General features: G+C 61.7%; 24 protein-coding genes. 13 read left to right on the forward strand and 11 right to left on the reverse strand.

The window, feature by feature from the left end; genetic code table 11:
• Positions 1–130: 130 nt before the first annotated feature.
• Both AB4N84_RS00470 and AB4N84_RS00475 read right to left on the reverse strand, forming a co-directional pair.
• Positions 131–1318 (reverse strand): GAF domain-containing sensor histidine kinase, encoded by a 1188-nt coding sequence (locus tag AB4N84_RS00470; RefSeq protein ID WP_460044779.1) that lies wholly within the window; start codon positions 1316–1318, stop codon positions 131–133.
• A 126-nt stretch (positions 1319–1444) separates the two neighbouring features.
• Positions 1445–2359: a LysR family transcriptional regulator gene (locus AB4N84_RS00475; protein WP_460044780.1), complete on the reverse strand. Its 915-nt coding sequence runs from the start codon at positions 2357–2359 to the stop codon at positions 1445–1447.
• Between the two features lie 145 nt (positions 2360–2504).
• On the opposite strand from AB4N84_RS00475, the gene AB4N84_RS00480 reads away from it, so the two are divergent.
• On the forward strand, positions 2505–2909 hold the full coding sequence (locus AB4N84_RS00480) for a RidA family protein (RefSeq protein ID WP_460044781.1): 405 nt from the start codon (positions 2505–2507) through the stop codon (positions 2907–2909).
• On the opposite strand, the gene AB4N84_RS00485 is transcribed toward AB4N84_RS00480, so the two are convergent.
• Positions 2906–3442 (reverse strand): GNAT family N-acetyltransferase, encoded by a 537-nt coding sequence (locus AB4N84_RS00485; protein ID WP_460044782.1) that lies wholly within the window; start codon positions 3440–3442, stop codon positions 2906–2908. The genes AB4N84_RS00480 and AB4N84_RS00485 overlap by 4 nt on opposite strands.
• A gap of 341 nt (positions 3443–3783) precedes the next feature.
• Here AB4N84_RS00485 and AB4N84_RS00490 point away from each other — a divergent pair, with 341 nt between their 5' ends.
• Positions 3784–4050: a hypothetical protein gene (locus AB4N84_RS00490; RefSeq protein WP_460044784.1), complete on the forward strand. Its 267-nt coding sequence runs from the start codon at positions 3784–3786 to the stop codon at positions 4048–4050.
• A 67-nt stretch (positions 4051–4117) separates the two neighbouring features.
• Here AB4N84_RS00490 and AB4N84_RS00495 read toward each other — a convergent pair whose 3' ends face one another.
• The 3 genes from AB4N84_RS00495 to AB4N84_RS00505 all read right to left on the reverse strand — a co-directional run bounded on the left by AB4N84_RS00495 (position 4118) and on the right by AB4N84_RS00505 (position 6668).
• Positions 4118–4555: a RidA family protein gene (locus AB4N84_RS00495; RefSeq protein ID WP_074754215.1), complete on the reverse strand. Its 438-nt coding sequence runs from the start codon at positions 4553–4555 to the stop codon at positions 4118–4120.
• A gap of 67 nt (positions 4556–4622) precedes the next feature.
• A complete protein-coding gene (locus tag AB4N84_RS00500; RefSeq protein WP_460044785.1) occupies positions 4623–5948 on the reverse strand; it encodes a flavin-containing monooxygenase in 1326 nt (441 codons plus the stop codon).
• A 117-nt stretch (positions 5949–6065) separates the two neighbouring features.
• Positions 6066–6668 (reverse strand): TetR/AcrR family transcriptional regulator, encoded by a 603-nt coding sequence (locus AB4N84_RS00505; protein ID WP_460044786.1) that lies wholly within the window; start codon positions 6666–6668, stop codon positions 6066–6068.
• A 188-nt stretch (positions 6669–6856) separates the two neighbouring features.
• Between AB4N84_RS00505 and AB4N84_RS00510 the strand changes: the two genes are divergently transcribed.
• From AB4N84_RS00510 to argE, 3 genes are all read left to right on the forward strand, one after another.
• On the forward strand, positions 6857–8239 hold the full coding sequence (locus tag AB4N84_RS00510; protein WP_074754221.1) for an aspartate aminotransferase family protein: 1383 nt from the start codon (positions 6857–6859) through the stop codon (positions 8237–8239).
• Positions 8240–8412: 173 nt separating this feature from the next.
• Positions 8413–9087, forward strand: coding sequence for a DUF1028 domain-containing protein (locus tag AB4N84_RS00515; RefSeq protein WP_460044787.1), 675 nt, complete (start codon positions 8413–8415; stop codon positions 9085–9087).
• Between the two features lie 45 nt (positions 9088–9132).
• Positions 9133–10296, forward strand: coding sequence for an acetylornithine deacetylase (gene argE / locus AB4N84_RS00520; protein ID WP_460044788.1), 1164 nt, complete (start codon positions 9133–9135; stop codon positions 10294–10296).
• Between the two features lie 69 nt (positions 10297–10365).
• On the opposite strand, the gene AB4N84_RS00525 is transcribed toward argE, so the two are convergent.
• A complete protein-coding gene (locus AB4N84_RS00525; RefSeq protein ID WP_074754226.1) occupies positions 10366–11277 on the reverse strand; it encodes a LysR family transcriptional regulator in 912 nt (303 codons plus the stop codon).
• 240 nt (positions 11278–11517) lie between these two features.
• Between AB4N84_RS00525 and AB4N84_RS00530 the strand changes: the two genes are divergently transcribed.
• From AB4N84_RS00530 to AB4N84_RS00560, 7 genes are all read left to right on the forward strand, one after another.
• A complete protein-coding gene (locus AB4N84_RS00530) occupies positions 11518–13041 on the forward strand; it encodes an aldehyde dehydrogenase (protein ID WP_460044790.1) in 1524 nt (507 codons plus the stop codon).
• Positions 13042–13071: 30 nt separating this feature from the next.
• Positions 13072–14472: a purine-cytosine permease family protein gene (locus AB4N84_RS00535; RefSeq protein ID WP_460044791.1), complete on the forward strand. Its 1401-nt coding sequence runs from the start codon at positions 13072–13074 to the stop codon at positions 14470–14472.
• Positions 14469–16139 carry a GMC family oxidoreductase gene (locus AB4N84_RS00540; RefSeq protein WP_460044793.1) on the forward strand — a complete coding sequence of 557 codons (1671 nt, stop codon included), beginning with the start codon at positions 14469–14471 and terminating at the stop codon, positions 16137–16139. The genes AB4N84_RS00535 and AB4N84_RS00540 overlap by 4 nt, the downstream gene beginning before the upstream one ends.
• A 333-nt stretch (positions 16140–16472) precedes the next feature.
• Positions 16473–17459, forward strand: a complete 987-nt coding sequence (locus AB4N84_RS00545; RefSeq protein WP_460044795.1) for an ABC transporter substrate-binding protein — start codon at positions 16473–16475, stop codon at positions 17457–17459.
• A gap of 13 nt (positions 17460–17472) precedes the next feature.
• Positions 17473–18276, forward strand: coding sequence for an ABC transporter permease (locus tag AB4N84_RS00550; protein ID WP_074754236.1), 804 nt, complete (start codon positions 17473–17475; stop codon positions 18274–18276).
• Complete coding sequence (locus tag AB4N84_RS00555) at positions 18264–19100, forward strand: ABC transporter ATP-binding protein (protein WP_460044796.1); 837 nt, start codon at positions 18264–18266, stop codon at positions 19098–19100. The genes AB4N84_RS00550 and AB4N84_RS00555 overlap by 13 nt, the downstream gene beginning before the upstream one ends.
• A 100-nt stretch (positions 19101–19200) precedes the next feature.
• Positions 19201–20073: an NAD(P)-dependent oxidoreductase gene (locus AB4N84_RS00560; RefSeq protein WP_460044798.1), complete on the forward strand. Its 873-nt coding sequence runs from the start codon at positions 19201–19203 to the stop codon at positions 20071–20073.
• A 158-nt stretch (positions 20074–20231) separates the two neighbouring features.
• Here AB4N84_RS00560 and AB4N84_RS00565 read toward each other — a convergent pair whose 3' ends face one another.
• Positions 20232–21161, reverse strand: a complete 930-nt coding sequence (locus tag AB4N84_RS00565; RefSeq protein ID WP_460044800.1) for a LysR family transcriptional regulator — start codon at positions 21159–21161, stop codon at positions 20232–20234.
• Positions 21162–21309: 148 nt separating this feature from the next.
• On the opposite strand from AB4N84_RS00565, the gene AB4N84_RS00570 reads away from it, so the two are divergent.
• Positions 21310–22437: an alkene reductase gene (locus AB4N84_RS00570; protein ID WP_460044802.1), complete on the forward strand. Its 1128-nt coding sequence runs from the start codon at positions 21310–21312 to the stop codon at positions 22435–22437.
• Positions 22438–22489: 52 nt separating this feature from the next.
• Here the strand turns inward: AB4N84_RS00570 and AB4N84_RS00575 are convergent, their stop codons facing one another.
• From AB4N84_RS00575 to atzF, 3 genes are all read right to left on the reverse strand, one after another.
• The gene (locus AB4N84_RS00575) at positions 22490–23029 is read right to left on the reverse strand and encodes a cytochrome P460 family protein (RefSeq protein ID WP_460044803.1); all 540 of its coding nucleotides are present in this window, start codon (positions 23027–23029) and stop codon (positions 22490–22492) included.
• 227 nt (positions 23030–23256) lie between these two features.
• The gene (locus AB4N84_RS00580; protein ID WP_460044804.1) at positions 23257–23970 is read right to left on the reverse strand and encodes a GntR family transcriptional regulator; all 714 of its coding nucleotides are present in this window, start codon (positions 23968–23970) and stop codon (positions 23257–23259) included.
• A 60-nt stretch (positions 23971–24030) separates the two neighbouring features.
• Positions 24031–25845: an allophanate hydrolase gene (gene atzF / locus AB4N84_RS00585; protein WP_460044805.1), complete on the reverse strand. Its 1815-nt coding sequence runs from the start codon at positions 25843–25845 to the stop codon at positions 24031–24033.
• Positions 25846–25869: the final 24 nt, after the last annotated feature.

Below are 25869 nucleotides of genomic sequence, written 5' to 3' on the forward strand. Positions count from 1 at the left end.
ATCCTTTGAAGGTCGAGGTGAACGCCAAGTCATGCCGGTCTTTGCACTGCTTACCCACTGCGCATCGCTGGCGAAGCCAATACGGTTGCAACGACTCATACTAGCTTCGTTTTACGATACCGATAGCCCGCTAGAGTCTGGCCGCAAACCGCGCCACGAAGCACGTGCCCTGATCCGGCGACGAACTGACCGAAAGCGTGCCGCCATGGCCCTCAAGAATCTGCGAAGCGATATAAAGCCCAAGGCCCAGGCCTTCTCCCCTTTGCCCTCCATCCGAGCGCTTGAAGGGCTGAAAGAGCAGCGGCATCAATGCAGCGGGAATGCACGCCCCGTGATTGGTCACCGACAAAACAAAATCATCGCCTTCGGTTTTTGCCACGATCCTGACCGGCGATTCGCGGGTGCCATGGGTCACTGCGTTGCCCACCAGATTGGACAGCAACTGCCCGATGCGCGTCGGATCACAATAAATGTCCGCCGGGATCGCGAAGTCCTGCTCAATCTGCACATCCGGCTCCGACGCCTGGATCTCTGCAATGACCGAACTGAACACGCCTTGCAGATCGTCCACCCGCGTGCGCCTTACCGGAATCCCGCCGCCGAGTCGGCCACGGGCGAAATCCAGCACGTCCTCGATCAAGGCGCCCATCCGCTGCGAGCTCTTGCGGATCGCGCTGGCCAGTCCGCGTTCGCGTTTGTCCTCGAGTCTGGACTCAAGCAGGTCGGCACTCATGCGGATGGCGCTGAGGGGCGTGCGCAGGTCATGGCCGAGCACGGCAATGAACTGCTCGCGCAGACGACCGGCTTGGGTCGCATCGGCCAGGGCGTTTTCAGACTTTTCCAGATCGCTCCGCAAATCCAGGTGCATCGCAATCAACTGAGCAAATAACCCCAAGGATTTGAGGACAGCGCACTCGTCGAAATGCGCAGGCACCGTGTCGATCGCGCAAAGGGTGCCGAAAAACTCGCCATTGGCCTTGACGATCGGGATCGAGGCATAGCTTTCCAGCTGATAGGTTTTGGGCGTGTGATGCTGCGCGTACACCGGATGCTCACTGGCGTGGGTGAAGACCACGGGTTGACGGCTCTGCCGGATTTCATGGCAGATCGTCGATTCAAGGAGCAACTCGCCACCGGGTTTCAGGCCGAAGTTGATCGAGTCATCGACCGCCAACGCCACCCAGTGCGCATCCGTGACCCGTGCGACCGCCGCAAAGCGCATGCCGGTCACATGCTTGACCATGTCCAGAATGATCGGGACGGCGTCGATCCTGGCGACGGCGGCGATATCCTGGGTAAACGCATCGTTTTCAGACATCGGTTCGCCTGGAGAGTGAATAAATAAAGGTCGCTGTCATCACAACGCGCTCGATCTTAACGCAACGGTCAGGAAAACGAATGCTGAATCCCGCCACCGCGAGGCGTTCTCGCCTTCGCCGTGTCGTCAGCCGACGACCGGCGCATGCTCGGCCATCAACTCGATCATCCAGTCGATGAACACCCGCAGCTTGATGCTGATGTGCCGATTGGGCGGAAACGCAACGAACATGGGCATGGTGTCCAGACGCCAGTCCTCGAACAACGGCAGGAGTTCGCCGCTCGCCAGTGACGCCCTGGCCATGTAATGCGGCAACCAGAGCATGCCCATCCCGGCCACCCCAGCCGCCATGTAGGCATTGCCGTCGTCCACGGACACCACGTAACGGCCTTGCACCTGGACGGTTTCTTCGCCTTTGCGCATGACCATCGCAAACAGCTTGCCGGTACGCGCCCAGCGATAGCCCACGATGCGATGATGCGTGTCTTCCAGTTCTCCGGGGTGCGCTGGCCGTCCTGCCCGCGCCAGATAATGGGGCGCCGCATACACCCCCAGCTGCAGATCGCCGATACGCCGCGCCATCAGCGATTGATCGGTCAACTCACCGCCGCGCACCACACAATCGATGTGCTCGCCGATGATGTCGACCATGCGATCACTGACACCCAGATCGAGCTGGATGTCGGGGTAGCGTGCGTGAAACGCAGGCAGCGCCGGAATCAGGATCAAGCGCGCAAACGGACTCGGAACGTCCACCCGCAACCGTCCACGGGGCAACGTCGCCGCGCTCGACAAGCCGGTTTCCGCATCGTCCAGATCGGCCAGCACCCGCACTGCGCGCTCGTAATACGCGGCGCCATCGGCCGTCACGTTAACCTTGCGTGTGGTGCGGTTGAGCAGCTTGACCCGCAGGCGCGCTTCCAGTTGTTGCACCAGTTGGGTCACGCTGGTCTTGCTCATGTGCAGTGTGCCGGCGGCCTTGGTGAAACTGCCGGTTTCCACGACGCGAACAAAGGCCTGCATTGCATCAAAACGGTCCATCGCCACTCCCGAAAATGAAGGGGATTGTTTGGGATTTACAAACAGTCCTGATCAAGGTTGCTCGTTTATCGGCCGCACGCAAGCGCTTTACAGTCTCTTCATCGTCACTAACGGGTCACACCCGACCCACAGATGGAGGCTGCACATGACAGTTCGCAACGTGGTTTTCCCAGCCGGACGCCAAGCGCTTTACGACATCAACCGGTATTCGCCGGCCATCAAATCCAACGGTCTGCTGTTCGTCTCGGGACAGGTGGGCAGCCGCGAAGACGGCTCGCCCGAGCCCGACCTTCAGGCGCAGGTCAGGCTGGCTTTCAACAACCTCAATGCCATCCTCGATGCGGCAGGTTGCACGTTTGATGACGTGATCGACGTCACGGTCTTCATCGTCGATCCGCAATCGCGGTTTGAATCGATATGGGAAGTGGTGCCGGAATTCTGGGGTCAGGCCCCGCACCCGACAGTGACTGCGGTCGGGGTGACCTGGCTGTACGGTTTTGATTTCGAGATCAAGGTCATTGCCAAATTGCCGGAGAGCGATGCCGCCTAATGACGCCCAGGGCCGGCGTCCTCACGCCTCAATCGATACACCAGACTCGCCGCCTGCCCCGGCACGTCGTCCAGCGTGTCGATACGCAGCATGCCGACTTTTTCCAGTACGCGTATCGACGCCTGGTGGTGGGGCCTGACCACCGCGAAGACTTCCGGCACGTGCAGCTCGGTGAACGCATAGTCAAGCGCCGCCTGACTGAGTTCCGTTGCGAAGCCTTTGCCCCACGCCTGGGTGCCGAACCGGTAGCCCAGGTTCAGGCGTTCCACGTCGAGGTATTTACGCGCGTCGATCCCGCCGAAGCCGATGATGTCGTCGGGGGATTCCCGTGTGCAGATCACCCATTGTCCATACCCATGAGCTTTCCAGTGGGCTATCCAGCCGTTCAGCAGCCACTGCGCTTGTTCGATGCTGGACAGGGGTCCGGATGGATTGAAGCGGTTGGTCGCCGGATCGCCATAAATGGCAAAAAGGCTGTCGAGATCGTCGAGGACAGGTGGCCGCAAAACCAGTCGGGCGGTGGTTTTCTGCATGTCTGTGCGGCCTCTTGAGTCAGGTGGAAAACATTACCCACTTCCACTTCGCCCTGTATAGCCCCAAGACGTTTGTGAGGTGTCGTTGTGAGGTGCCGTTGTGAGAATCCATGACCGCTCGGCAGCGACGGCGTGCAAAAAAACAGAAGGGAGCGGGCTTTTTGTATCGCTCTGTGTACAGCCTTCGCAGTGATACATCCACCCTCATTTGCAGACAGCAGCGGACACAGACGCGATACACCCAAGAGGTTTACTGGGCTCGTCGATCAGCGCAGCCCCTCACAGCGGCAACGCGATCAAAACCTGAAAACCCAATCGGTCATGACCGCAGGAGTTCAACCATGAAACGCCAGATCCTTCTCAGCATCGCACTGTCCGTACTCGCCGCCAACGTCTTCGCCGCTGATGGCGCGGAACACCTCAAACAGTTCCAGACAGCTCAGGCCGGTTCGCACATCGTCAATCAGCAAAGCGTGGCGTCGGATGGCTCGGATCACCTGAAAGCCTTCCGCACCGCCGAGCGTGGCGCGGTGAGCTTCGACCTTAAGTCTGCCGAAACCGTCGCTGACGTGCGCGCCGAGTTCGGTTCGCAGTATCAGCGTTATTGATCCGCTGGCTGCAACGCGATGCGAACACCTGAAGCGACGACTCAGGCGGACCGCATCGCAGCGTGGCTTATGCCGGGTTTGCCTGCCAGTCGTCCGGGACCACCGCAATCACGTCGATTTCCATCAGCCACTGGGGCTGCCCCAACCCTGAAATCACCAGCCCTGTGGAAATCGGGAACACGCCCTTGAGCCACTTGCCGACCTCCTGATACACCGGCTCGCGATAGCGCGGGTCGATGATGTACGTGGTGGTCTTGACGATGTGCGACAGGTCGGAGCCCGCTTCTTCCAGCAGTTGCTTGACGTTTTTCATGGCCTGTTCGGCTTGCGCGCGTGGGTCGCCGAGGCCCACCAGATTGCCTTCAAAGTCGGTGCCGATCTGGCCACGCACATAGATGGTGTTGCCGGCCCGAACCGCCTGGCACAGGTCATTGTCCAGCGACTGGTTCGGGTAGGTTTCTTTGGTGTTGAACATGCGAATGCGTGTGTGGGTTGGCTGCGCCATGTGAAGCTCCTCGAAAACACAAAACGGGTCGCGCCGCCGACAGGTGGGTCGGCACGGGTATGCACGGTCAGGCGGTGACGACGGGTTGCCCTTGGGTCGCCGTTACCGGCGCCACGGTTTGCACGGCCTGGCGCTGCTCAGCGTCGCGGTATTCCAGGTACGTGCGCTGGATCGCGATGTGGTCAGCCACGTACTTGGCGTCGTGCCAGACACCCCAGATGAACGAAGACCCGCGTCGCGATTGCCATGGCAAGCCGAGGAAGTAGATCCCCGATTCGGTGGACACCCCACGTTGATGAAGCGGTTTGCCCTTGGCGTCGAAGGCGTCGACGTTCAGCCAGCTGTAATCGGTGGCAAAGCCGGTCGCCCAGATGACGGTGGTGATGCCGGCGTTGGCCAGATCGAGCTCAAGAATGGGCGTGCTCACGCATTCAGGGTCGGGAAACACACGGCGTGCTTCGGGCTCCAGCGGCAGGTCCAGGCCATTGCGTTCGATGTAGGCATCTGCAGCGTCCAGCACCGCCAGGTAGTTCTCATCGCCACGCGCCAGGTTGTCGGCCAGGTCCGGTTGAAAGCTCACCCTGCCATCGTTGAACCCGCGCGTCACGCCGACCAGCTTCATACCGCGCTGCGCCAGTTCTCGAAAGTCCACCGTACGGCCGCCATGGGCACCGCTGACCGCGATCGTCACGTGCTCGCGACCCGGCTTCATCGCGGCCTGGTCCCATTCGCCGAGCACGCCCAGCCACCAGCAAAAATCCCGGTTGCGATACGCGCGCGGTGGACGATCGTGCTGGCCCACCGACAGGTAGACCTGCCTGCCCGCTCGCTGAAGTTCGTCCGCGATCTGCGTACCGGAAGACCCGGCGCCCACGACCAGCACGGCGCCTTCCGGCAACTGCTGCGGGTTGCGGTACTGGGCGGAGTGAATCTGCGTCAGGCGTTCGTCTTTGGGTGCGATGGCGGGAATCACCGGGTGTTGAAACGGACCGGTGGCGACGACCACACGATTGGCTTCGATGACACCGTCGGACGTCTCCACCGTAAAGCCCGGACGTCCAACGTTACGCTGGACCTTGCGCACGTCGACGCCGGTGCGGATCGGTGCCTTGAATTTGCGCGCGTAGGCTTCGAAATAGTCGGCAACCCGCTCTTTGGGCGCAAAACCGTCCGGACTGAGGTCATCAAACTCGAGGCCCGGAAACCGGTCGTGCCAGGCGGGTCCGTTGGCGACCAGTGAATCCCAGCGGCCGCTGCGCCAGGCTTCCGCAATGCGGTTGCGCTCAAGGACCAGGTGAGGGATTCCGAGCTTGCTCAGGTGCTCACTCATGGCCACGCCTGCCTGACCGGCACCGACCACGAGCGTATCGATTTCTGTTTTTCCAGCTGTCATACCTGTGTCCTTCACGAAGGCGGGTGTGAGCGCATTCTGTGCAGGATCAGGGGATAGCGAAATTATGATTTTTGTCGTCGCAAAGCAGGAAAAAGCTAGGCCTGTGAATTGCGCTGCTCAGCTCAACATGCCGTGGCACATCAGGCCCAGTACGCTGCGCATATGTGCGGCATGAGCCTCGCGATCCGGCACGGCTTCGGTGGCCAGTCGGATAAACGCCAGGTTGGCGTACTGGTTGAACAACGTGGCGGCCACGTCGATATCGACCGAGTCGCGCACTTTGCCCAGCATTTGAAAATGCAGGAGCAGTGCCTTGGCTTCTTCGACCACGGCGGCATTCCACGGATGGAACGCCTGGGCCAGTTCGCCGGTAAACAGAAACGGCGCCAGCTCGCGCCATAACGACGCGGGCATGGCGCGCAACTGGTAGCGGGTCATCAGCCCTTCAAGCTCGCACAGGGCGTCGAGGGGGTCGGTGTTTTCATCCAGGTTGGCCCGCGCCTCGCGCATCGCCTGTTCGTCCGGCGCTTTGAGCAGCGCCAGCAGGATTTCCTGCTTGCCACCGAAGTAATTCACGACGGTGGGGGCTGAAACCCCGGCCTCGTTAGCGATGTGTTCCAGCGTGGTCGCGCCGAAGCCATTGGCCTTGAACAACGTCAATGCCGCGTCCGCGATCAGCTGTCGGCGTTGTTCCTTCTGCCGTTCTCTAAGCCCTGTCATGTTGCCCCTGAGGTGGATGTGCAGTGCGGCCCAGATTACGGGCGTATGTTTTTCTCAACAAATATTTTCTTTACAAAAATATTTTTAGGTGACAAAACTTATTGCCAACGAAGCCCCGGCCACCCCGCCCCGCCCACTGGAAAACCGTGATCGCAGGGGCTGGGCGCCATCGACCCTGGAGACGCGACATGTCCATCAGCCCCGAGACCTCCCGCACCACCACTGACTACCAGGCCGCCGATGCCGCCCACCACATTCATGCATTCGTCGACCAGAAGGCGCTCAACGCGGAGGGCCCGCGGGTGATGGTCAAAGGCGACCGGCTGGCGCTGTGGGACAACGACGGCAAGCGGTATCTGGATGGCATGTCAGGGTTGTGGTGCACCAACCTGGGTTACGGACGCAAAGACCTGGCCGCTGCCGCCAGCGCGCAACTGGAGCAGCTGCCCTACTACAACATGTTCTTCCACACGACCCATCCGGCGGTGATCGAGCTGTCCGAGCTGCTGTTCAGCCTGCTACCCGACCATTACAGCCACGCGATCTACACCAACTCAGGCTCCGAAGCCAACGAGGTGCTGATCCGCACCGTGCGCAAGTTCTGGCAGGTCATGGGCAAGCCGGAGAAGAAAGTCATGATCGGACGCTGGAACGGTTACCACGGCTCGACCCTGGCGGCGACTGCGCTGGGCGGCATGAAATTCATGCACGAAATGGGCGGTACGATTCCGGATGTCGCGCACATCGACGAGCCTTACTGGTTTGCCCATGAAGGCGATCTAAGCCCCGAAGCCTTCGGGCTGCGCGCGGCTCGCCAACTGGAAGAGAAGATTCTCGAACTGGGCGCGGACACCGTGGCTGCTTTCGTTGCCGAACCGTTCCAGGGTGCGGGCGGGATGATCATTCCACCCTCGACCTACTGGCCGGAAATTCAGCGTATTTGCCGCAAGTACGACGTGCTGCTGTGTGCCGACGAGGTGATCGGCGGGTTCGGTCGCACCGGCGAATGGTTCGCGCATCAAACCTTCGGTTTCGAGCCCGACACCCTGTCAATCGCCAAAGGCCTGACCTCGGGTTACATCCCCATGGGCGGCTTGATCCTGTCGCGGCGCATGGCCGAAGCGCTGGTGGAAAAAGGCGGTGTGTTCGCCCACGGTCTGACCTACTCCGGGCACCCGGTCGCCGCTGCCGTGGCGATTGCCAACCTCAAGGCACTGCGCGACGAAGGCGTGGTCACTCAAGTGAAGACCGACACGGGCCCTTACCTGCAGAACTGCCTGCGCGAAGTCTTCGGCAACCATCCGCTGGTGGGCGAGGTTCAAGGCGTCGGGTTGGTCGCCGCGTTGCAATTCGCCGAGGACAAAGCAACGCGCAAACGCTTCGCCAACGAGAACGACATCGCCTGGCGCTGCCGCACCCTGGGTTTTGAAGAAGGCATCATCATTCGCTCCACGCTGGGCCGCATGATCATGGCGCCCGCGCTGGTCGCCACACGCTTGGAGCTGGACGAACTGGTGGACAAGACCCGCATTGCCGTGGACCGCACCGCCCGCGAGTACGGCCGGCTGTAAAACGCCGTGAGGCACTGGCACGCTTTTTCGTAATCAGGCTCCACAAAAAACCTCGTTTCGCCAACCGCAACCCATGGACAGAATGCAGTCATGTCCCATCCACGCCCGGGCAGCGTCAAGCACGCTCGCCGGGCGCCGGATGGCGGGTCAGGACGAAACAGGACGAACACACCATGACGTTTTCAATCGTCGGCCGTTGCGCCGAAACCGGACAACTGGGCATCGCCATCAGCTCTTCCAGCATTGCGGTAGGCGCGCGTTGCCCCTGGTTGCGCCCCGGCGTCGGCGCGGTCGCCACACAGAACATCACCCTCCCCGCGCTGGGCCCGCACGTGCTCGATCAACTGGAACAAGGCCTGTCCCCTGCCGAAGCGCTGGACAAGGCCCTGACCAGCAACGGTTACAGTCAGTTTCGGCAGTTGACCGCCATCGACCACCTCGGCCAGACCGCCCATTTCAGCGGCAGTGAAACCCTTGGCACACACAACGCCTTAGCGGGTGAACAGTGCGTGGGCGCCGGCAACATGCTGGCCGATCGTGCCGTCATCGAAACGCTGGTGCACACCTTCGAAAACAGCGGCGGTCAACTCGCAGATCGGCTGATCGCCGCGATGCAGGCGGCGGTCGCGGCCGGCGGCGAAGCAGGTCCTGTACACTCGGCTGCCTTGGTGGTGGTCGGCGAACTGACCTGGCCGATCGTCGATCTGCGCGTGGACTGGGCCGATGAGGACCCGATCGGCCAACTCGCACAACTGTGGACCGACTATCGCCCTCAACTGCAGGACTACATCACCCGCGCCCTCGACCCGACCAAAGCGCCGAGCTATGGCGTTCCCGGTGATGAGTGAAACGGTAATCCATCACCCGCTTATGAATCCCGCAAGGATCAACGTATGAGCAAAAGCCGGGAATTGCTGGCCGCACTGGTCGGATTCGACACCACCAGTCGTGAGTCGAACCTGCAATTGATCGAGTTCGTTCGCGACTACCTCGCCCAGCTCGACGTGCCGTGTGAACTGATCTACAACGCCGAGCGCAGCAAGGCCAACCTCTTCGCCACCCTGGGCCCGGCGGATCGCCCGGGCATCGTGCTGTCCGGCCACACCGACGTGGTGCCGGTGGACGGTCAGCCGTGGAGCGTGCCGCCGTTTGAGCTGAGCGAACATGACGGCAAGCTGTTCGGGCGTGGCACGGCGGACATGAAAGGCTTCATAGCCTGCGTATTGGCGGCGGTGCCGGACCTGCTGGCGGCACCCTTGACGATGCCGGTGCACATCGCCCTGTCCTACGACGAGGAAGTGGGCTGCCTCGGCGTGCGCTCACTGCTGGCCGAGCTTGAACAGCGACCGGTCAAACCGCTGTTGTGCATCATTGGCGAACCCACCGAACTCAAGCCAGTGCTGGGCCACAAGGGCAAGCTGGCCATGCGTTGCGATGTGCACGGCGCAGCCTGTCATTCGGCGTATGCGCCGCAGGGTGTGAACGCCATCGAATACGCCGCGGAGCTCATCGGCGAGCTGGGACGCATCGGCACGACGCTGCGCGCCGTGGATCTGCACGATCCGCGCTTCGACCCACCCTTCACCACGGTGCAGACCGGTGTGATCAACGGCGGCAAGGCGCTGAACATCGTGCCCGCCGACTGCCGCTTCGACTTTGAAGTGCGCGCATTGCCTGCCCATGATCCCCTTGAAGTCGCTCAGCGATTGCAGCAGTACGCCAAAGACCAGGTGCTGCCGCGCATGCAGGCGGTCAACCCGGACAGCGATATCCGCTTCTCGGCGCTCTCAGCCTATCCGGGCCTGGTGACCGATGAGAAAAGCCAGGCCGCACGGTTGATCGCGCAGTTCTGCGGATCGGAAGAATTCACCACCGTGGCGTTTGGGACCGAAGGTGGATTGTTCGATGCCATCGGCATCCCCACCGTGGTGTGTGGGCCGGGAAGCATGGATCAGGGGCACAAGCCGGATGAGTTTGTCAGCGTCGAGCAGTTGGAGGCCTGTGACGCGATGCTGCGTCGGATGATCGAAGCCTTGCGAACGGGACTGCACCGATAACAACGGGGGGCATGTTCCCCTGTGGGAGCGAATCAGCGGCAGGCTTATTTATTACCCTTATTACCCTTATTACCCTTCTTTCGGCGCCAACTCTTCCCGGCAATGATCCACGAACAACTGCGCCGGTTTGGTCAATTGCGAACGGCGCAGCCAGGCAGCGGACAGCCCTGAACCGGTGACCTGCTCGGCCAGCGGCACGCACACCAGCTTCTGCCCGTCGTAGGTGTATTCGGACTTCGGTCGGGTCACCAGAATCGAAAAACCGAACCCGCGACCCACCATGCCGCGGACCATCTCGATCGACGGCGAGCTGAACTGGATGTGCGGGGTCAGTCCGCGCTCCTCGAAGATGCTCACGAAATAGGTCCGGCTGGGTTGTACATCCAGCAGCACCATCGGTTCGAGCACCAGATCGTTCAGCGAAACCTTGGCCTGGCTGGCAAAGCGATGCCCCTCGGGCAATAGCGCATAGGGCTGTTGCGGCGCCATCAGCGGCACGGTGTCGATGGTGCTGTCCAGATCGTGCTCATACAGAATCGCCAGATCGATACTGCCCGACGTCAGGGCCTGCACCAGTTCCTGCTGCTCGCCATCGCGGATGCGAATTTCCACGCCCGGCCAGCGATCCCGAAACCCGGCGATCAAGCGTGGCAGGTACAGCGGCGCGACCGTCTCGAAACAGCCGATGTCGATCTGACCGGCCACGACATCGTTGTCCGCCAGGGCGTTCTGCTCGAACTCGTGCGCCACCCGCAGCAACTCTTGCGCCTTGCGGTAGAAGCGCGCGCCGCTGGGCGTCAACGACACACCCTGCGCGTGATGCCGAATGAACAGCTGCACGGCAAAGCTTTCTTCCAGGTGTTTGATGGCGGTAGAGACCGAAGGCTGTGCGATGTAGAGCTTGCGCGACGCTTCGGCCACGCTGCCGCACTCCACCGTGGTGACGAAATACTTGAGTTGTCGCAGGTTGTACGCGGCCATTGCTACCTCGAAATCGGTGAACTGTCAGACCAGATCTTGCGCGTTATTCTGCGGCGTTCCCAGCGCAGGAGAAACAAGCAATTTCCTGCCCATTGAAGCTAAAAAAACTGACCTTAAAACGGTGCGCAGACGCACCGCAAAGGTGCGTTATTGGTGAGTTTTTTTATCGACAGCGAACACATTTTTACTCATTTCCTGACCTCTCCACATCGCCCACTATCGGCACCATTGATCGTGAACATGGCCCGCAGAGGCCATCCAGGAGTGTGTGCAGTGACGGACTTTAACCACTGGCAACAGCGTGCCGGACATCAACGCTTCATCGACGCGGCGCTGATCGCGGGCCGCCCTCATCAGGCCCGCAACGGCGAAACCTTCGCCGTCATCAACCCCGCCACCAACGCCGTGTTGGCCAACGTGACGGCCTGCTCGGAGGCGGAGGTCGACCTGGCCGTGAGCGTCGCCCGGAGAAGCTTTGAAAACGGCCCGTGGCCGCGCATGCAGCCCAAGGAACGCAAGGCGATCCTGTTGCGCCTGTCCGAGCTGATCCTGGTTCACCGCGAAGAACTGGCCCTGCTTGACTCACTGAGCATGGGCAAACCGGTAATGGACGCGTACAGCATTGATGTGCCCGGCGCCGCCCACGTATTCGCCTGGTACGCCGAAAGCCTGGACAAGCTGTATGACCAGGTCGCACCCACCGGCCCCGGAACACTGGCGACCATCACCCGGGTGCCGTTGGGCGTGATTGCCGCCGTGGTGCCATGGAACTTCCCGCTGGACATGGCCGCCTGGAAACTCGCGCCTGCCCTCGCCGCCGGTAACAGCGTGATCCTCAAGCCCGCCGAACAATCACCGTTTTCGGCGTTGCGTCTGGCCGAACTGGCCCTGGAAGCCGGTGTTCCCGAGGGCGTTTTCAATGTGGTCACCGGGCTGGGTGAACAGGCCGGGCGCGCCCTGGGGCTGCACCCGGACGTCGATGCACTGGCCTTCACCGGCTCGACGCAGGTCGGCAAGTACTTCATGCAGTACGCGGCGCAGTCCAACCTCAAGCAAGTGTGGCTGGAGTGCGGCGGCAAGAGTCCGAACCTGGTGTTCGCCGACTGCCAGGACCTCGACTTGGCCGCCGAGAAAGCCGCCTTTGGCATCTTCTTCAATCAAGGCGAAGTGTGCTCGGCCAACTCACGGTTGCTGGTGCAGCGGTCGATTCATGATGCGTTCGTCGAGCGCCTGATCGAGCAAGCACGCCACTGGCAGCCCGGCGACCCGCTGAACCCGGCGAGCCGAATGGGCGCGATCGTAGACGCGAACCAGGCCGCGCGGGTGATGGAATACATCAACCAGGCCAGTGCCAGCGGTGCCCGGTTGGTCGCAGGCGGCGACCGGGTCGTGATCAACGGCTCGAACAATTTCATTCAACCCACGCTGTTCACCCACGTCACCCCGGACATGGGTTTGTCCCGCGAGGAGGTGTTCGGCCCGGTTCTTGCGATCACCCCGTTCGACACCGAGGACGAGGCGGTGCACATGGCCAACGACCATATCTATGGATTGGCTGCCTCCGTGTGGAGCGATGACCTCAATCGCGCGCACCGCGTCGCCAGTCGCTTGAACGCCGGCACCGTTTCGGTCAACACCGTGGACGCCTTGGACGTGACCGTTCCGTTCGGCGGTGGCAAGCAGTCCGGGTTCGGACGCGACCTGTCGCTGCACTCATTCGACAAATACACCCAACTGAAAACCACCTGGTTTCAGTTGCGCTGAGTCGTCGCCCCCTTACTTGAGTAAATACCCATGAGCCACAACGACCCTGGCGTCGCCACCCTCGAATTGAGCACCATCCAGCCCATTGCACCTGATCAGCGCCATGGCCGCGCGCGCGATCTGTTCACGATCTGGTTCGGCTCCAACATCATGCTGCTGACCGTCGTCACCGGCGCCCTGGCCGTCACGGTGTTCAAGCTGCCGTTCATCGCCGCCATGGTCGCGTTGGTGCTCGGCAACCTGATCGGCGGGATCTTCATGGCCCTGCACTCGGCCCAGGGGCCGCAACTGGGCGTACCGCAGATGGTCCAGACCCGCGGTCAGTTCGGCTCCTACGGCTCGCTGTTGGTGGTCGCCCTGGTGGTGATCATGTACCTGGGTTTCTTCGCCTCCAATCTGGTGCTCGGCGGGCAGTCACTGCACAGCCGCTACGCGATGTTCAGCACCAACCAGGGCATCGTGCTGGTCGGCCTGATCAGCGTGGTGGCGACCGTGTTTGGCTATCGCCTGATTCACGCTTACACCCGGCTGATGTCCTACCTGTCCGGGGCCATCCTGCTGCTGTGCTTTGTCTGGATCATCGCGGTACACGGCCTGCCCGCAGACTTCCTGCAGCGCAACGACATGAACCTCGCGGGCTTTCTCGGCACCCTGTCGATTGCGGCGCTGTGGCAACTGGCGTACGCGCCTTACGTGTCGGATTACTCCCGTTACATGCCCGCTGACACCGGCGGCAAAGCGGCCTTCTGGTCCAGCTACTGGGGTTGCTGCCTGGGTTCGATTCTGCCGATGGCCCTGGGCGTGATCGTCGGCCTGTGCGTGGAAGGCGACATCATCAGTGGATTGATCGAAATGACCGGCAGCATCGCCACGCTGGTGGTGGCGGTGTTCTCCATCGGTATCGCCGCCACCAACGCCATGAACCTGTATTGCGGCACGCTCTCGGCCATTACCGTCGGCCAGACGCTGGTGCCCAAATGGTCGGCAGGCGCCCTCTCCCGCGCCATCACGGCATTGGTGCTGTTCTCGATTTCCCTGACGCTCGCCCTGTTGGGGCAGGACGACTTCATGGCCAACTACACCAACTTCATTCTGTTGTTGCTGTACGTGCTCGTGCCGTGGACCGCCATCAACCTGGTGGATTACTACCTGGTCGCCCACGGCAGCTACGACGTGGCTTCGTTTTTCCGACGCGACGGCGGCATCTACGGTTACTTCAACTGGACGGCGGTCGGCTGCTACGTGCTGGGCATCCTGGTGCAGATCCCGTTCATGGCCACCGAGCTGTACACCGGGGTCATTGCCAAAGCCATGGGCGGCGCCGACGTATCGTGGATCGTCGGCCTGGTGGTGATCTCGCCGATCTACTACCTCGCCAGCCGCCGTCGCAGCCGCAAGCCCTCAGTGGGCGCACTCGGGAGAAACGCATGAAAACCGATTACGACTACATCATCGTCGGCGCCGGTTCGTCCGGCTGCGTGCTGGCGAATCGTCTGAGCGCCGACCCTGCCGTGAGCGTCTGTTTGATCGAAGCGGGCAGTCATGACAAGAGCCTGCGCATCCAGACACCGGCCGGGACCATCACGCTGTACAAGAGCAAAAGATACAGCTGGAACTTCTTTTCCGCCCCGCAGAAAAACCTTAACGGTCGCAGCCTGCACACCCCGCGCGGTAAAGCATTGGGTGGCTCAAGCTCGATGAACAGCATGATCTACATCCGCGGTCACGCCAGCGATTACGACGGCTGGGCGCAGGCCGGCTGCCCCGGTTGGGACTGGAACAGCGTGCTGCCCTACTTCAAGAAATCCGAGAACAACCGGCTTGGCCAGGACCCACGCCTGCATGGCACCACCGGCGAGTTGAACGTGGAAGCTGCGCGTGACCCCAACCCGGTGTCGCGGCTGTTCGTGAAGGCCGCGCAACAGGTAGGCATTCGCCGCAACGATGATTTCAACGGCGACCAGCTTGAAGGCTGCGGCCTCTACAACCTCACGCAGAAAGACGCCAGACGCCTGTCGAGTTACCGCGCGTTTGTCGCACCGGTGCTCGAGCGCCCCAACCTGACCGTGATCACCGACTGCTCGGTGCAGTCACTGGTGATTGAGGATCGGGTGACCCGAGGTGTAAGGGTCGAATCCGAGGGTGAGCAGACTACCCTGACTGCCCGTCGCGAAGTGATTCTGTCGGCGGGTTCGCTGGGCAGTCCGAGCCTGCTGCTGGCGTCGGGGATCGGGCCAGCGAACGACCTGACGAACGCCGGCATCCAGGTCGAGCATGACCTGCCCGGCGTCGGCAAGAACCTGCAGGACCACCTCGACGGCCTGATCACCGTGCGCTCGAAAAGCCCGCTGACCCTGGGCTTTTCGTTGGGCTCACTGCCGAGCATCCTGACCTCGCCGCTGCGTTATCTGTTCGGCAAAAAAGGCTGGCTGACCACCAACTACGTCGAGGCCGGTGGCTTTGCCCGCACGCCGCTGGCAGAGACGCTGCCCGATGTGCAGTTTCACTTCGTGCCGGGTTATCGCAGCCATCGCGGCCGGCTGTTCGAATGGGGCCATGGCTACGCGGTCCACACCTGCGTGCTGCGTCCCAAAAGCATTGGCGAAATACGCTTGGGTCGCGACGGCAAACCCGTGATCGATTTCAACTTCCTCGCCGATCCCCAAGACGCCAAGGTGCTGATCGAAGGCCTGAAACTGGCGCGCAGGATCCTGGCCGATCCGCAGTTCGATGGCATCCGCGGCACTGAGATACTTCCCGGCAAGCAGGTGCAGACCGACGAGCAACTGATGACCTATGTGCGTGAATGCGCCGCGACCGTGTTCCACCCGGTCGGCACCTGCAAGATGGGCGTCGACCCGATGAGCGTCGTGGGGCCGGACCTTAAGGTACACGGCGTGCAAGGCTTGCGGGTGGTCGACGCATCGATCATGCCGACACTGATCAGCGGCAACACCAATGCGCCCTGCATCATGATCGGGGAGAAAGCGGCGGATATGATCCTCAACAGAAACACCCGGCCTTATGAGAGCCAGCTTGCTCGCCAAGAGACCGGAACCACCCCCACCTCTCCGGCGGCTGAAACTCAGTCTTCGTGAGCAAGCTCACTCCCACAGGACCGTGGGACACGACGCCTTGCGGGCAGAATAGAAGCCACTAGACAGCCTCACCAAAACGCCGCTTTCCTGCACTAGGAAGCGGCGTTTTTTGTGCGCCTGCCCCAGCTTCGAACACCTTTTCCCACCCCAGTTTTTTCCTCGTCAGGGACCACATATTTACTAATTTTCGTATCCCGCGACATCGGCCAACATCAACCTCGCCCCACAGAGGCAAAAGGTCCGTCAGAGGCCACGAGCGGTTCAAGTTTTGGCGTCTAGCCCCACTGCCCCGAGACAACGTCGAATTAAAAAACCACCATCCGGGAGTGTTCCATGATCAAGTCTTTCGTATCGCGCTGTGTGCGTCCGCTGGCCCTGACTGCACTGGCGGCCGGCATCGCCAGCGGCGCTCAGGCCGGCACCCTGTCCATCGGGCACACCACCTGGGTAGGTTACGGCACCCTGTACCTGGCCAAGGACCTGGGCTACTTCAAGGACAACGGCCTGACCGTCGAATTGCCGACCATCGAAGAAGCCTCGATGTACATGGCGGCTCAGGCCTCGGGCAAGCTGTCCGGCTCCGCTTCGACCCTGGATGAAATCCTCAAGTACCGTCCGCAGTTCTGCTTCAAGGCGGTCGCCGCGCTCGACGAAAGCCACGGCGGCGACGGCGTGCTGGTCAGCAAGGACATCAACAGCCTGCAGGACCTCAAAGGCAAGGCTGTCGCGGTCAACGAAGGTTCGGTTTCGCAGTTCTGGCTCAACTACCTGCTGAAAAACGCCGGCATGAAGATGAGCGACCTGACCATCCAGAACATGACCGCTGACGATGCGGCCACGGCGTTCATTGCCGGTCGTGTACCGGCCGCCGTAACCTGGGAACCGCACTTGACCACCGTGCGCAACAAGCAGCAAGGCAAGGTGCTCGTCGACAGCAGCACGACACCCGGCGTGATCGTCGATGTCGTGGCCCTCAGCTGCGATGTGGTCGACAAGCAACAGGCTGACGTCAAGGCACTGGTCGCAGGCCTATACAAAGCCGTGCAGTACACCAAGGACCATCCGAAAGAAGCCTACGCGATCATGGCCAAAGGCGTCGGTGGTTACCTGGCCGACCCGGCTGAACTGGAAGCCGCGGCCAAAGGGGTGCGTTTCTACGACCAGGCGATGAGCGAAAAACTGCTCGGCAGCAACGGCAGCACCGGCGACGCCGCCGCAGTGATCAAACTGGCGAACGAAACCGCCAGCGAGTTGCAGGGCAAACCGTACAACGTCAGCTACAGCGACCTGATCGACAACCGTTTCATCAGCCCGAAATAAACAGGAGCACGTCATGTCCAAGCGCAATTCGTGGCTGAACCGTTGCCTCACGCCCAAGACCAGCTTGCCGATCCAGGTGATCTGGAGCGCCAGCGGTCTGGCCTGGGCGTTGTTGATCGGCCTGTGGGCTTTTCTTTCCTACGGCGGCGTGGTGCCGGCGATGTTTCTGCCAACGCCCGGTGCGGTCTTCGATGCTGCGATGCGCCTGGCCCGTGACGGCACCCTCGGCCCGCATGTGTGGGCCAGCGTCGAAGTGGTGATGGTCGGTTTCGTGATCTCTTCAGTGGTCGCGGTGCCCATCGGTTTGATGATGGGCAGCTTCCGTGTCGTGCAAGCCTTCCTGGAGCCGCTGGTCAACTTCATCCGCTACCTGCCGGTCACCTCGTTCGTTCCGCTGTTCATCCTGTGGATCGGCATCGGCCTGGAACAACGTGTGTCGATCATCATCTTCGGCGTGTTCTTCCAGCAGCTGGTGATGATCGCCGACGTGTCCAAGGGCATTTCCAAGGACCTGATCAACGCCTCCTACACCCTGGGCTCCAGCCGCGCGGACGCCGTGTTGCATGTCATCGCACCGGCTTCGCTGCCCGGTGTGCTGGACACCCTGCGCGTGACCATGGGCTGGGCCTGGACCTACCTGGTGGTCGCCGAGCTGGTCGCAGCGTCCAGTGGCCTGGGTTACCTGAGCCTCAAGGCCATGCGTGGTTTTCAGGTGGACGTGATTTTCCTGGCGATCGCCGTCATCGGGCTGTTGGGCCTGATCACCGATCAACTGTTCCGATTTCTTCGCTTGAAGGTGGCCGCATGGGCTCAGTAACCGCAACCTCGCCGATTCAGCTACGCCCCGCTCCCGTGACAACGGCCGCCACGCCACGCCTGCGGGTCGACAATGTCACGCTGCAGTACAAGACGCCGTCGGGCAGCACCTTCACGGCACTGGACAAGGTGTCCTTCGACGTCCCCGATCAACAGTTCGCCGTGCTGGTCGGCCCGTCGGGCTGCGGCAAATCCAGCCTGCTGTACCTCACAGCCGGCCTGGCCGAACCGACGTCGGGTGACATCTACGTCGGCGGTCAACAAGTCGACGGCCCCGGCGCGGATCGCGGCATGGTGTTTCAGGGCTACACGCTGTTCCCCTGGCTGACCGTGCGCAAGAACATCGAATTCGGCCTTAAGCGCCGTGGCATGCCGGCGGCCGAACGCAAGGAAATCGTCGAGTTCTACCTGAACGAAGTGGGCCTGTCGCGCTTCGCCGACAACTACGCCAAGCAGCTGTCCGGCGGGATGATGCAGCGCGTGGCGATTGCCCGCGCCCTGGCCAACGACCCGCAGATCCTGCTGATGGACGAGCCGTTCGGCGCACTCGACAGCCAGACGCGTCTGCAGATGCAGCAACTGCTGCTCAAGGTCTGGGAGCACAGCAAGAAGACGGTCTTGTTCGTGACTCACGACATCGACGAGGCCATTCTGCTGGGCGATCGCATCTTCGTCATGGGCGCGCGTCCCGGCCGGATCAAGGAAGTGCTCGATGTGCCGATTGGCCGTCCGCGCAACCTGGACATGGTCATGGACCCGGAATTCATCCGCATGAAACGCAACATTTTCCATCTGTTGCATGACGGGCCGGAAGAACACCTATGACCCGATAGCACGTTCGTATCACTCCCTGTAACGCCATGCGGTGGTAGAGTCCTTCACCACACAGGTGACACTCATCACACCGCTCACGGGAGTACTTCGGATGAAAATCGGTTTCTTGGGCCTGGGCAACATGGGTCAGGCCATCGCCGCCAATCTGCTGAAAGGCGAACATGAACTGCGGGTGTGGAACCGCTCGCCGCAAGCGTCCCAGCCGCTGGTCGAACTCGGCGCCAAGGCGGTGGCAGAACCCGCACAGGCGTTCGACGCCGACGTGGTGTTCAGCATGCTCGCCGATGACAAGGCGCTGCGCTCGGTGCTGCTGGATTCGGGCCTGCTCAAGCAACTCAAGGCGCCGCTGATTCACGTCAACCTGGCGACCATTGCCGTAACGTTTGCCGATGAACTGGCCGAGCTGCACAAGGCTCAGGGCATCGACTACATCGCAGCGCCGGTGATGGGGCGGCCGAATGTCGCCGCTGCGGCTCAGCTGAATATTCTGGCGGCCGGGCCCGAACAGGCCATCGACACCGTTCAACCGCTGTTCGACCTGATCGGGCGCAAGACCTGGCGCCTCGGCGAGAAAGCCTCGGCCGCCAACGCGATGAAACTGGCGACGAACTTCCTGCTGGTGTCGGCGGTTGAAGCCATGAGCGAAGCCGCCGTGCTCGTCACCCGCCACGGCCTCAAATCAGCGGACCTTGTGGACCTGGTGTCGAACACCATCTTCACCGGCCCGGTGTATGCCGGCTACGGCGCGCTGATCGGGGAACGCCGCTACGAGCCCGCCGCATTCAAGGCCGTGCTGGGACTCAAGGACGTGGATCTGATCCTGGCGGCGGCCAGTCAGGTGTCGGTACAGATGCCGACCGCCGACATGATCCGCGCCAACCTGCAGGATGCCGTCGACCACGGCCAGGGTGAAATGGACCTTGCGGTCCTGGCCGAGGTCGCGGAGCGTCGTAACCCGGCGTGATGTGTGCCGATATCCCTGGGTAGTGCGGCATTCCGACGAATGCGGTGGATCAGGCGACGTCATCTGTCACTGACCCACCGCATTAAACCAGTGGGAGCCGGCTTGCTGGCGAATGCGATGGGTCAGTCAACCTCATCGGCGATGACCCACCACACACCCTACCCCTCCAGATCATCCCAATACGGCGGCGAGCCGATTGCCTCCAGGAAGTACTCCCACACCGCGCGGGTTTTTTGCGAGCGCAGGCGGTTTTCCGGGGAGATCAGGTGGATCTGGCTCGGCACTTCTTCCACCGACCCACCCCAACAGGTCAACAGCCTGACCAGTTTCTTTTCCATGAAGCTGTCCTTGCTGAACAACCAGGTCGGGAAAAACACGATACCCCGACCGGCAAGCGCGGCCTCGACCAGCACTTGCGCGTTGTTGCTGCGAAGGGGGCCGGTGACGTCGATGATCTGGAGTTCATGACTTTCAGGGTGACGGAAATACCAGCGCTGCGCCCCGATGTTGCCTTTGTAGACAAGACAGCAGTGGTCTTTTAGGTCTTCCGGGGTTTGCGGCTCGCCGTACTTTTCGAGGTAAGCGGGACTCGCGCACACCACGAATTGCTGGTCGCACAACTTGCGCCCGATCAATCCGGAATCGCCCAGATGCCCAACCCGAAACACGATGTCCACGCCCTCCTGCACCGGGTCGATGTACAGGTCAGTGACCGACAATTCGACAGTCAGTTGCGGGTATCGCTCGTACAGGCCGTTCAACAGCTTGACGATATGCAGATGCCCCAGCGCAACCGGCGCGTTGATCCTTACCAGTCCGCGAACGGCACTGCCGGTGCCGGTGACTTCCTCATCGGCGGCATCCAGCAACTCCAGCACTTCGCGGATCTGCAGGTAATAGCGCTCACCGGCATCGGTCAGCTTCACCGCGCGCGTATTGCGGTACAGCAGTTGTTGCCCGACCTCACGCTCAAGCGCAGCAATGAAGCGCGAGACCGATGACGCCGGAACCTGAAAGTGACGCGCGGTGGCAGAAAAGCTGCCGGTGACCGCGACCATCGAGAAAAATCTATGGGCTTTGAGGTGCATGCGAGGCCTCGATCGAATTGCTGTAATCGCAATAGTATTTTGCCAATGCGGTGCATTGTGGCTGTTTTAGCAAGCTCCTACCATGGCTGCATCTTTTACGAAGACACCGCGATCACGCCTCGTCTTCTGCCAAACGAGACTTCACCCCATGATCAATCTGTTTGAACCCTACGACCTCCACGGTCTGACCCTGAACAACCGCTTCGTCATGGCGCCAATGACCCGCTCCCGCGCGCCGGAAGACATCGCCACTGCCGAGATTGCTCTGCATTACACCCAGCGCGGCACCACCGGACTGATCGTTTCCGAAGGCACACCGATTTCCCGCGAAGGCCAGGGTTACCTGTTCAATCCGGGTATCTTCACCGAGGCGCAGATCAAGGGCTGGAAACTGGTGACCGACTCGGTGCGCAGCGTCGGCGGTCGCATGTTCGCTCAGCTGTGGCATGTGGGCCGTGTGTCCCACACATCGATTCAGGTAGACGGACAAGCCCCGGTGAGCTCCACAAACAGGCCCGCGCAAGGCGCGATTGCTTTTGGCTACGATGAAAGCGGCGAGCCCGGCTTCGTGGCGACTTCGGTGCCGCGTTCGCTGACCACCGAAGAAGTCGGTCGGGTCGTCGAAGACTTCGCCCAGGCGGCGCAAAACGCAATTGACGCAGGCTTCGATGGCGTGGAAATCCACGGTGCCAACGGCTACCTGATCGAGCAGTTCCTGAACCCGTTGGTCAACGACCGCACGGACCGTTACTCGGCAAAAGACCTGCAAGACCGTTTGCGCTTCGTGTTCGAGGTGGTGGATGCGGTCAGGGCCAGAATCGGTGCCAATCGGGTCGGCATTCGCATCTCGCCGTACGGTCAGCTGTTCGACATGCCGATCTACCCGGAAATCGACGAGACCTACTCGGCGCTGTGCGCAGGCATGAACCAGCGTGGCATCGCCTACGTCCATGTCATGGATCAGTCGCACTTCTTCCTCGCGGGTGAAGATTCGGCGGCGCAGGAGCAGGCTCTGCGCACCCTGCTCACGCACTGCAAGGACGAACTGGGTCAGACCGCGTTGATTCTTGCGGGGGACATGACGCTGGAGCGCGCTCAGGATCTGGTGGACGCCGGACTGATCGACCTCGCTGCCTTCGGCCAGCCATTCATCGCCAACCCCGACCTGGTGGCGCGTCTCAAGAACGGCTGGCCATTGACCACGCCGGAGCGTGACACCTACTACGGTGGCGACGCAAAAGGCTACGTGGACTACCCGCCGTACGAACCCGCCTGACCCCGTTGCACGCCAGCAATGGTGGGCCTTGATCGCAGAACATGAACGGCGATCAAGGCGCCCAGCGGGTGAATACCAGATCGTGGTCCTTGACCCTGGCCTGATGACAGCCGAGGCAGGTCTGGTGTTGTTTCTCGTCAACGGGCTGACCGTTGACGAAGCGCCCGAACCCCCAGCCTCCCGAATCCTTGTACTTGACCGAGTCCTTGACCATGAATTGCACCGTGGTCGCGGCACCCGGCACCGCCGCCGGTTCAAATTCCGGAGATTGCACGTGCTTCCAGGCCAGTTTGGTCAGGACGGTGCCGTCGGGAAATGGCAGCGTTCCTTCCTGATAAGCCTTGATGGCGATGTCGTTGCCCAGCACGGCGCGGATCTCGTTGAGCGGTGCGCCTTCGGTGGCGGGCGCGATCAGTTGCCACTGCCGGTAACCTTCCGGGATCGTCACGCCATAGATCGGCGATGCCTTCGCGTCATGGTCACTGGCGCTTTGCGGGGGGCTGCTTTGCGGGCTTGTTTGCGCGAACACAAACGGCGCGGCAATGGCGGATGCCATAACGGCGGTGAGCAAACCGATGCGGGCACGCTTCATGAGCGGCGTCCTCTCTCTGGGTGAGGTGAGTGGCTAAGCCGCAACGGTACGCAGGCGATGTATCCAGGGTGTATCGACGAAGCGCGGTATTGCATGGACGTGTAAGCGCGCGCCCTGCGGATACGCTGCGATACAAACCTGCACACCGCCGTCAAGCGTCAGGTAATTGCTCCCTCGCCGAAGGGATGGCCGGCAACGTCAAGCAGACGCTTTGTCAGCTGCCGTACTCAGGTGCCTGGCACGTTGCGCTGCCGCGCCGTATGCAGCCTGTGGAGGGTAATCTTGCGCACTTCCTGCTTGCTGATGTCGATGTGGCGTTTCAGCAGTTGCTGGGCCTGTTCGGTACGGCGTTGCAGGATCGCGTCGAGGATCTGCCCATGCTCGGCATACGTCGCATCGATGCGCGGCGCCTGGGTGAAATCCAGACGCCGGATGATGCGGATCTTCTCGGTGATTTCGAAGTGCATGCGCGCCATCTCTGTGTTGCCTGCGGCCTCGACCAGCGCGCAGTGGAATCGCTCGTCCAGCGCGGACACCCGTGCGCCGTCCTGCACGCGTTCGGCTTCTGTCACCAACCAGGTGTTTTTGAGTTCAGCAATTACCGGATTGGAATGGATATCCATGTGCCCGAGACGCGCCACCGCCGCGCTTTCCAGCACAATTCGGACGTCGTAAAGCTCTTCGAAATACTGGAAGTCAAACGCTTTGACCTGCCAGCCGCTGCGGAAATACACCTGCAGATAACCTTCGCGCTCCAGCCGGTACAACGCCTGACGCACCGGCGTGCGACTGGCCTGGACACGCTCGGCCACCTCGCTTTCGCTAAAGCGATCACCCGGCAGCAATCGGAACTCGAAGATGTCGTCCTTGAGCTGCTGGTAGATCCGCTCGACCATGTTGTCCGGGCGTTCCTTGGGCTTTTGCGACGTTAGGATCTGCATGGTGTTGTCCGAGCGGTTATCGGGGTTAAAACGAAGGCTTGCCGCCTTGTCTGAGGAACGTCAGGCCTTGTTCAAGCTGGCGATATAAGCGCGCCAGCCACCGAACGCGGTGATGTCTTGCGCGTCTGCCAATGCCCAGGGTTCGCAGATGAAACCCTTCACGCTGCGACCGTCCGCCAGCGTGAGGTTGCCGATGCCCAGCGGCGCAGGAATCTCGGCGACGAACTCACCGAAGCGCGCCAGCGGAATGTCCCACAGCTCGACGATGATCGACTGCCCGCCCTCGGCCTTCGCCAGTCCAGGCTTGGGCGGCACTGTACCGGGCAGCGCGTACAGACGGTAGTCACCCTGGGTCAGGGTCTGCTCGACGAACACGGCGTCGCGGCGGGTCAGCTGAAAATTCAGCGGCATACCGGTCAGGTGTGCGCCGACCACAGCCACGCGGACACTGCCACGCGGTTGAGGTGCGGCAGCTGGCTCAGGCAATGGGCGCCCCGTTGCCCCCATCGGCAGTTTGAGATGCGCTTGCCACTGTTTGCCGAAGTGCGCGAGCGCTGCGTCATGCCAAGCCGGTGCGATCAACGTAATGCCGGCGGGTAATCCATCCGCCCGCAGCCCCGCGGGGAGCGCCAGAGCAGACAAATCCGCCAGGTTGGTGAAGTTGGTGTAGAACCCGAATTGCGAGTTATAGAGCACCGGTTCCGCCGCCATCTCGGCCAGCGTGCGAATCGTCGCCGAGGTCGGCACCACCAGCGCGTCGAAACCGGCCAGTGCATCGTTGATCTGCCGGCTCAGCGTCGCACGCAGGTACTCGGCCTTGTAGGCGTCGCAGGCGCTGTACCCCAGGCCGTTTTCAACGATCCCCCGCACCACCGGGTTGATCGCGTCCGGGCTGGAGGCGAGCATCGACTCGAGCGCCACGGTCCGCTCCGCGACCCATGAACCGTAATAAAGCTGCTCGGCCAGCGCCTTGAAGGGAGCGAAATCGATGCGCGTGATCTCGGCCCCCATGTCGCCGAGTGTCTGCAAGGCCTGCTCGTAGACGGCCTGATTATGAGCATCGCCAAAAAACTCCAGTGTGGCCGGCACCGCCAGTTTGATCGATGCACCGAAGCCCACTGGCGCAGTGTTGGGGTTGGCACGGGAATACGCGTCGGAGGCGTCGTACCCTTCGGCGATCCCGGCCACGCACTCAGCGTCCTCGACGGTCAGGGCGAAGACCGAGATGCAGTCCACGGTGCGACAGGCCGGCACCAACCCGGTATTCGACAAGCGACCCTTGGTGGGTTTCAGGCCCACGATGTTATTGAACCCGGCAGGCACCCGTCCGGAACCGGCGGTGTCGGTACCCAGGGAGAACGCCACCAGGCCCCGCGCCACAACAGACGCCGAGCCTGAGCTCGAACCGCCGCTGACGTACTCGGGATTGAAACTGTTCGGTACTGCACCATAGGGAGAACGCGTACCGACCAGCCCCGTGGCGAACTGGTCGAGGTTGGTCTTGCCCATCAGAATCGCACCGGCCGCGCGCAGCCTGGCGACCACCGTCGCATCGGCACTGGCGGTGTAGGCGAACTCCGGGCACGCCGCTGTCGTGAGCCAGCCCTCAGCGTCGATGTTGTCCTTGATGGCGAACGGCACCCCGTACAACGGCAGCTTCCCGATATCGCCGCCAACGGCTTCAAGACGAGTCGCCAGCTGGGCCAGTTGCACATCGAGTTGTGCGTGGCTGACGCGCGAGATCCAGGCGTTATCCGATGCGGGAAAAGCATCGAGCAGCGCCAGCAACCCGTTGGGGGTCACCTCACCGCGCTGATACGCACCTATCCATTGGTTAACGGTCCAACCGAACAAGGGGTGTTGAGCGTTCTGCATATGTGGATTCCATCTTGTATCCAA

The organism is Pseudomonas sp. S2_H01 (genome assembly GCF_054668305.1).

Coding starts and splice junctions, on each gene's coding strand:
- argE (WP_460044788.1), top strand. CDS start 9,133: ATGAGCAAAAGCCGGGAATTGCTGGCCGCACTGGTCGGATTCGACACC.
- AB4N84_RS00580 (WP_460044804.1), bottom strand. CDS start 23,970: ATGCAGATCCTAACGTCGCAAAAGCCCAAGGAACGCCCGGACAACATG.
- AB4N84_RS00535 (WP_460044791.1), top strand. CDS start 13,072: ATGAGCCACAACGACCCTGGCGTCGCCACCCTCGAATTGAGCACCATC.
- AB4N84_RS00495 (WP_074754215.1), bottom strand. CDS start 4,555: ATGGCGCAGCCAACCCACACACGCATTCGCATGTTCAACACCAAAGAA.
- AB4N84_RS00480 (WP_460044781.1), top strand. CDS start 2,505: ATGACAGTTCGCAACGTGGTTTTCCCAGCCGGACGCCAAGCGCTTTAC.
- AB4N84_RS00530 (WP_460044790.1), top strand. CDS start 11,518: ATGGCCCGCAGAGGCCATCCAGGAGTGTGTGCAGTGACGGACTTTAAC.
- AB4N84_RS00575 (WP_460044803.1), bottom strand. CDS start 23,029: ATGAAGCGTGCCCGCATCGGTTTGCTCACCGCCGTTATGGCATCCGCC.
- AB4N84_RS00550 (WP_074754236.1), top strand. CDS start 17,473: ATGTCCAAGCGCAATTCGTGGCTGAACCGTTGCCTCACGCCCAAGACC.
- AB4N84_RS00505 (WP_460044786.1), bottom strand. CDS start 6,668: ATGACAGGGCTTAGAGAACGGCAGAAGGAACAACGCCGACAGCTGATC.
- AB4N84_RS00570 (WP_460044802.1), top strand. CDS start 21,310: ATGATCAATCTGTTTGAACCCTACGACCTCCACGGTCTGACCCTGAAC.
- AB4N84_RS00500 (WP_460044785.1), bottom strand. CDS start 5,948: ATGACAGCTGGAAAAACAGAAATCGATACGCTCGTGGTCGGTGCCGGT.
- AB4N84_RS00510 (WP_074754221.1), top strand. CDS start 6,857: ATGTCCATCAGCCCCGAGACCTCCCGCACCACCACTGACTACCAGGCC.
- AB4N84_RS00545 (WP_460044795.1), top strand. CDS start 16,473: ATGATCAAGTCTTTCGTATCGCGCTGTGTGCGTCCGCTGGCCCTGACT.
- AB4N84_RS00560 (WP_460044798.1), top strand. CDS start 19,201: ATGAAAATCGGTTTCTTGGGCCTGGGCAACATGGGTCAGGCCATCGCC.
- AB4N84_RS00515 (WP_460044787.1), top strand. CDS start 8,413: ATGACGTTTTCAATCGTCGGCCGTTGCGCCGAAACCGGACAACTGGGC.
- AB4N84_RS00555 (WP_460044796.1), top strand. CDS start 18,264: ATGGGCTCAGTAACCGCAACCTCGCCGATTCAGCTACGCCCCGCTCCC.
- AB4N84_RS00470 (WP_460044779.1), bottom strand. CDS start 1,318: ATGTCTGAAAACGATGCGTTTACCCAGGATATCGCCGCCGTCGCCAGG.
- AB4N84_RS00525 (WP_074754226.1), bottom strand. CDS start 11,277: ATGGCCGCGTACAACCTGCGACAACTCAAGTATTTCGTCACCACGGTG.
- AB4N84_RS00565 (WP_460044800.1), bottom strand. CDS start 21,161: ATGCACCTCAAAGCCCATAGATTTTTCTCGATGGTCGCGGTCACCGGC.
- atzF (WP_460044805.1), bottom strand. CDS start 25,845: ATGCAGAACGCTCAACACCCCTTGTTCGGTTGGACCGTTAACCAATGG.
- AB4N84_RS00540 (WP_460044793.1), top strand. CDS start 14,469: ATGAAAACCGATTACGACTACATCATCGTCGGCGCCGGTTCGTCCGGC.
- AB4N84_RS00490 (WP_460044784.1), top strand. CDS start 3,784: ATGAAACGCCAGATCCTTCTCAGCATCGCACTGTCCGTACTCGCCGCC.
- AB4N84_RS00475 (WP_460044780.1), bottom strand. CDS start 2,359: ATGGACCGTTTTGATGCAATGCAGGCCTTTGTTCGCGTCGTGGAAACC.
- AB4N84_RS00485 (WP_460044782.1), bottom strand. CDS start 3,442: ATGCAGAAAACCACCGCCCGACTGGTTTTGCGGCCACCTGTCCTCGAC.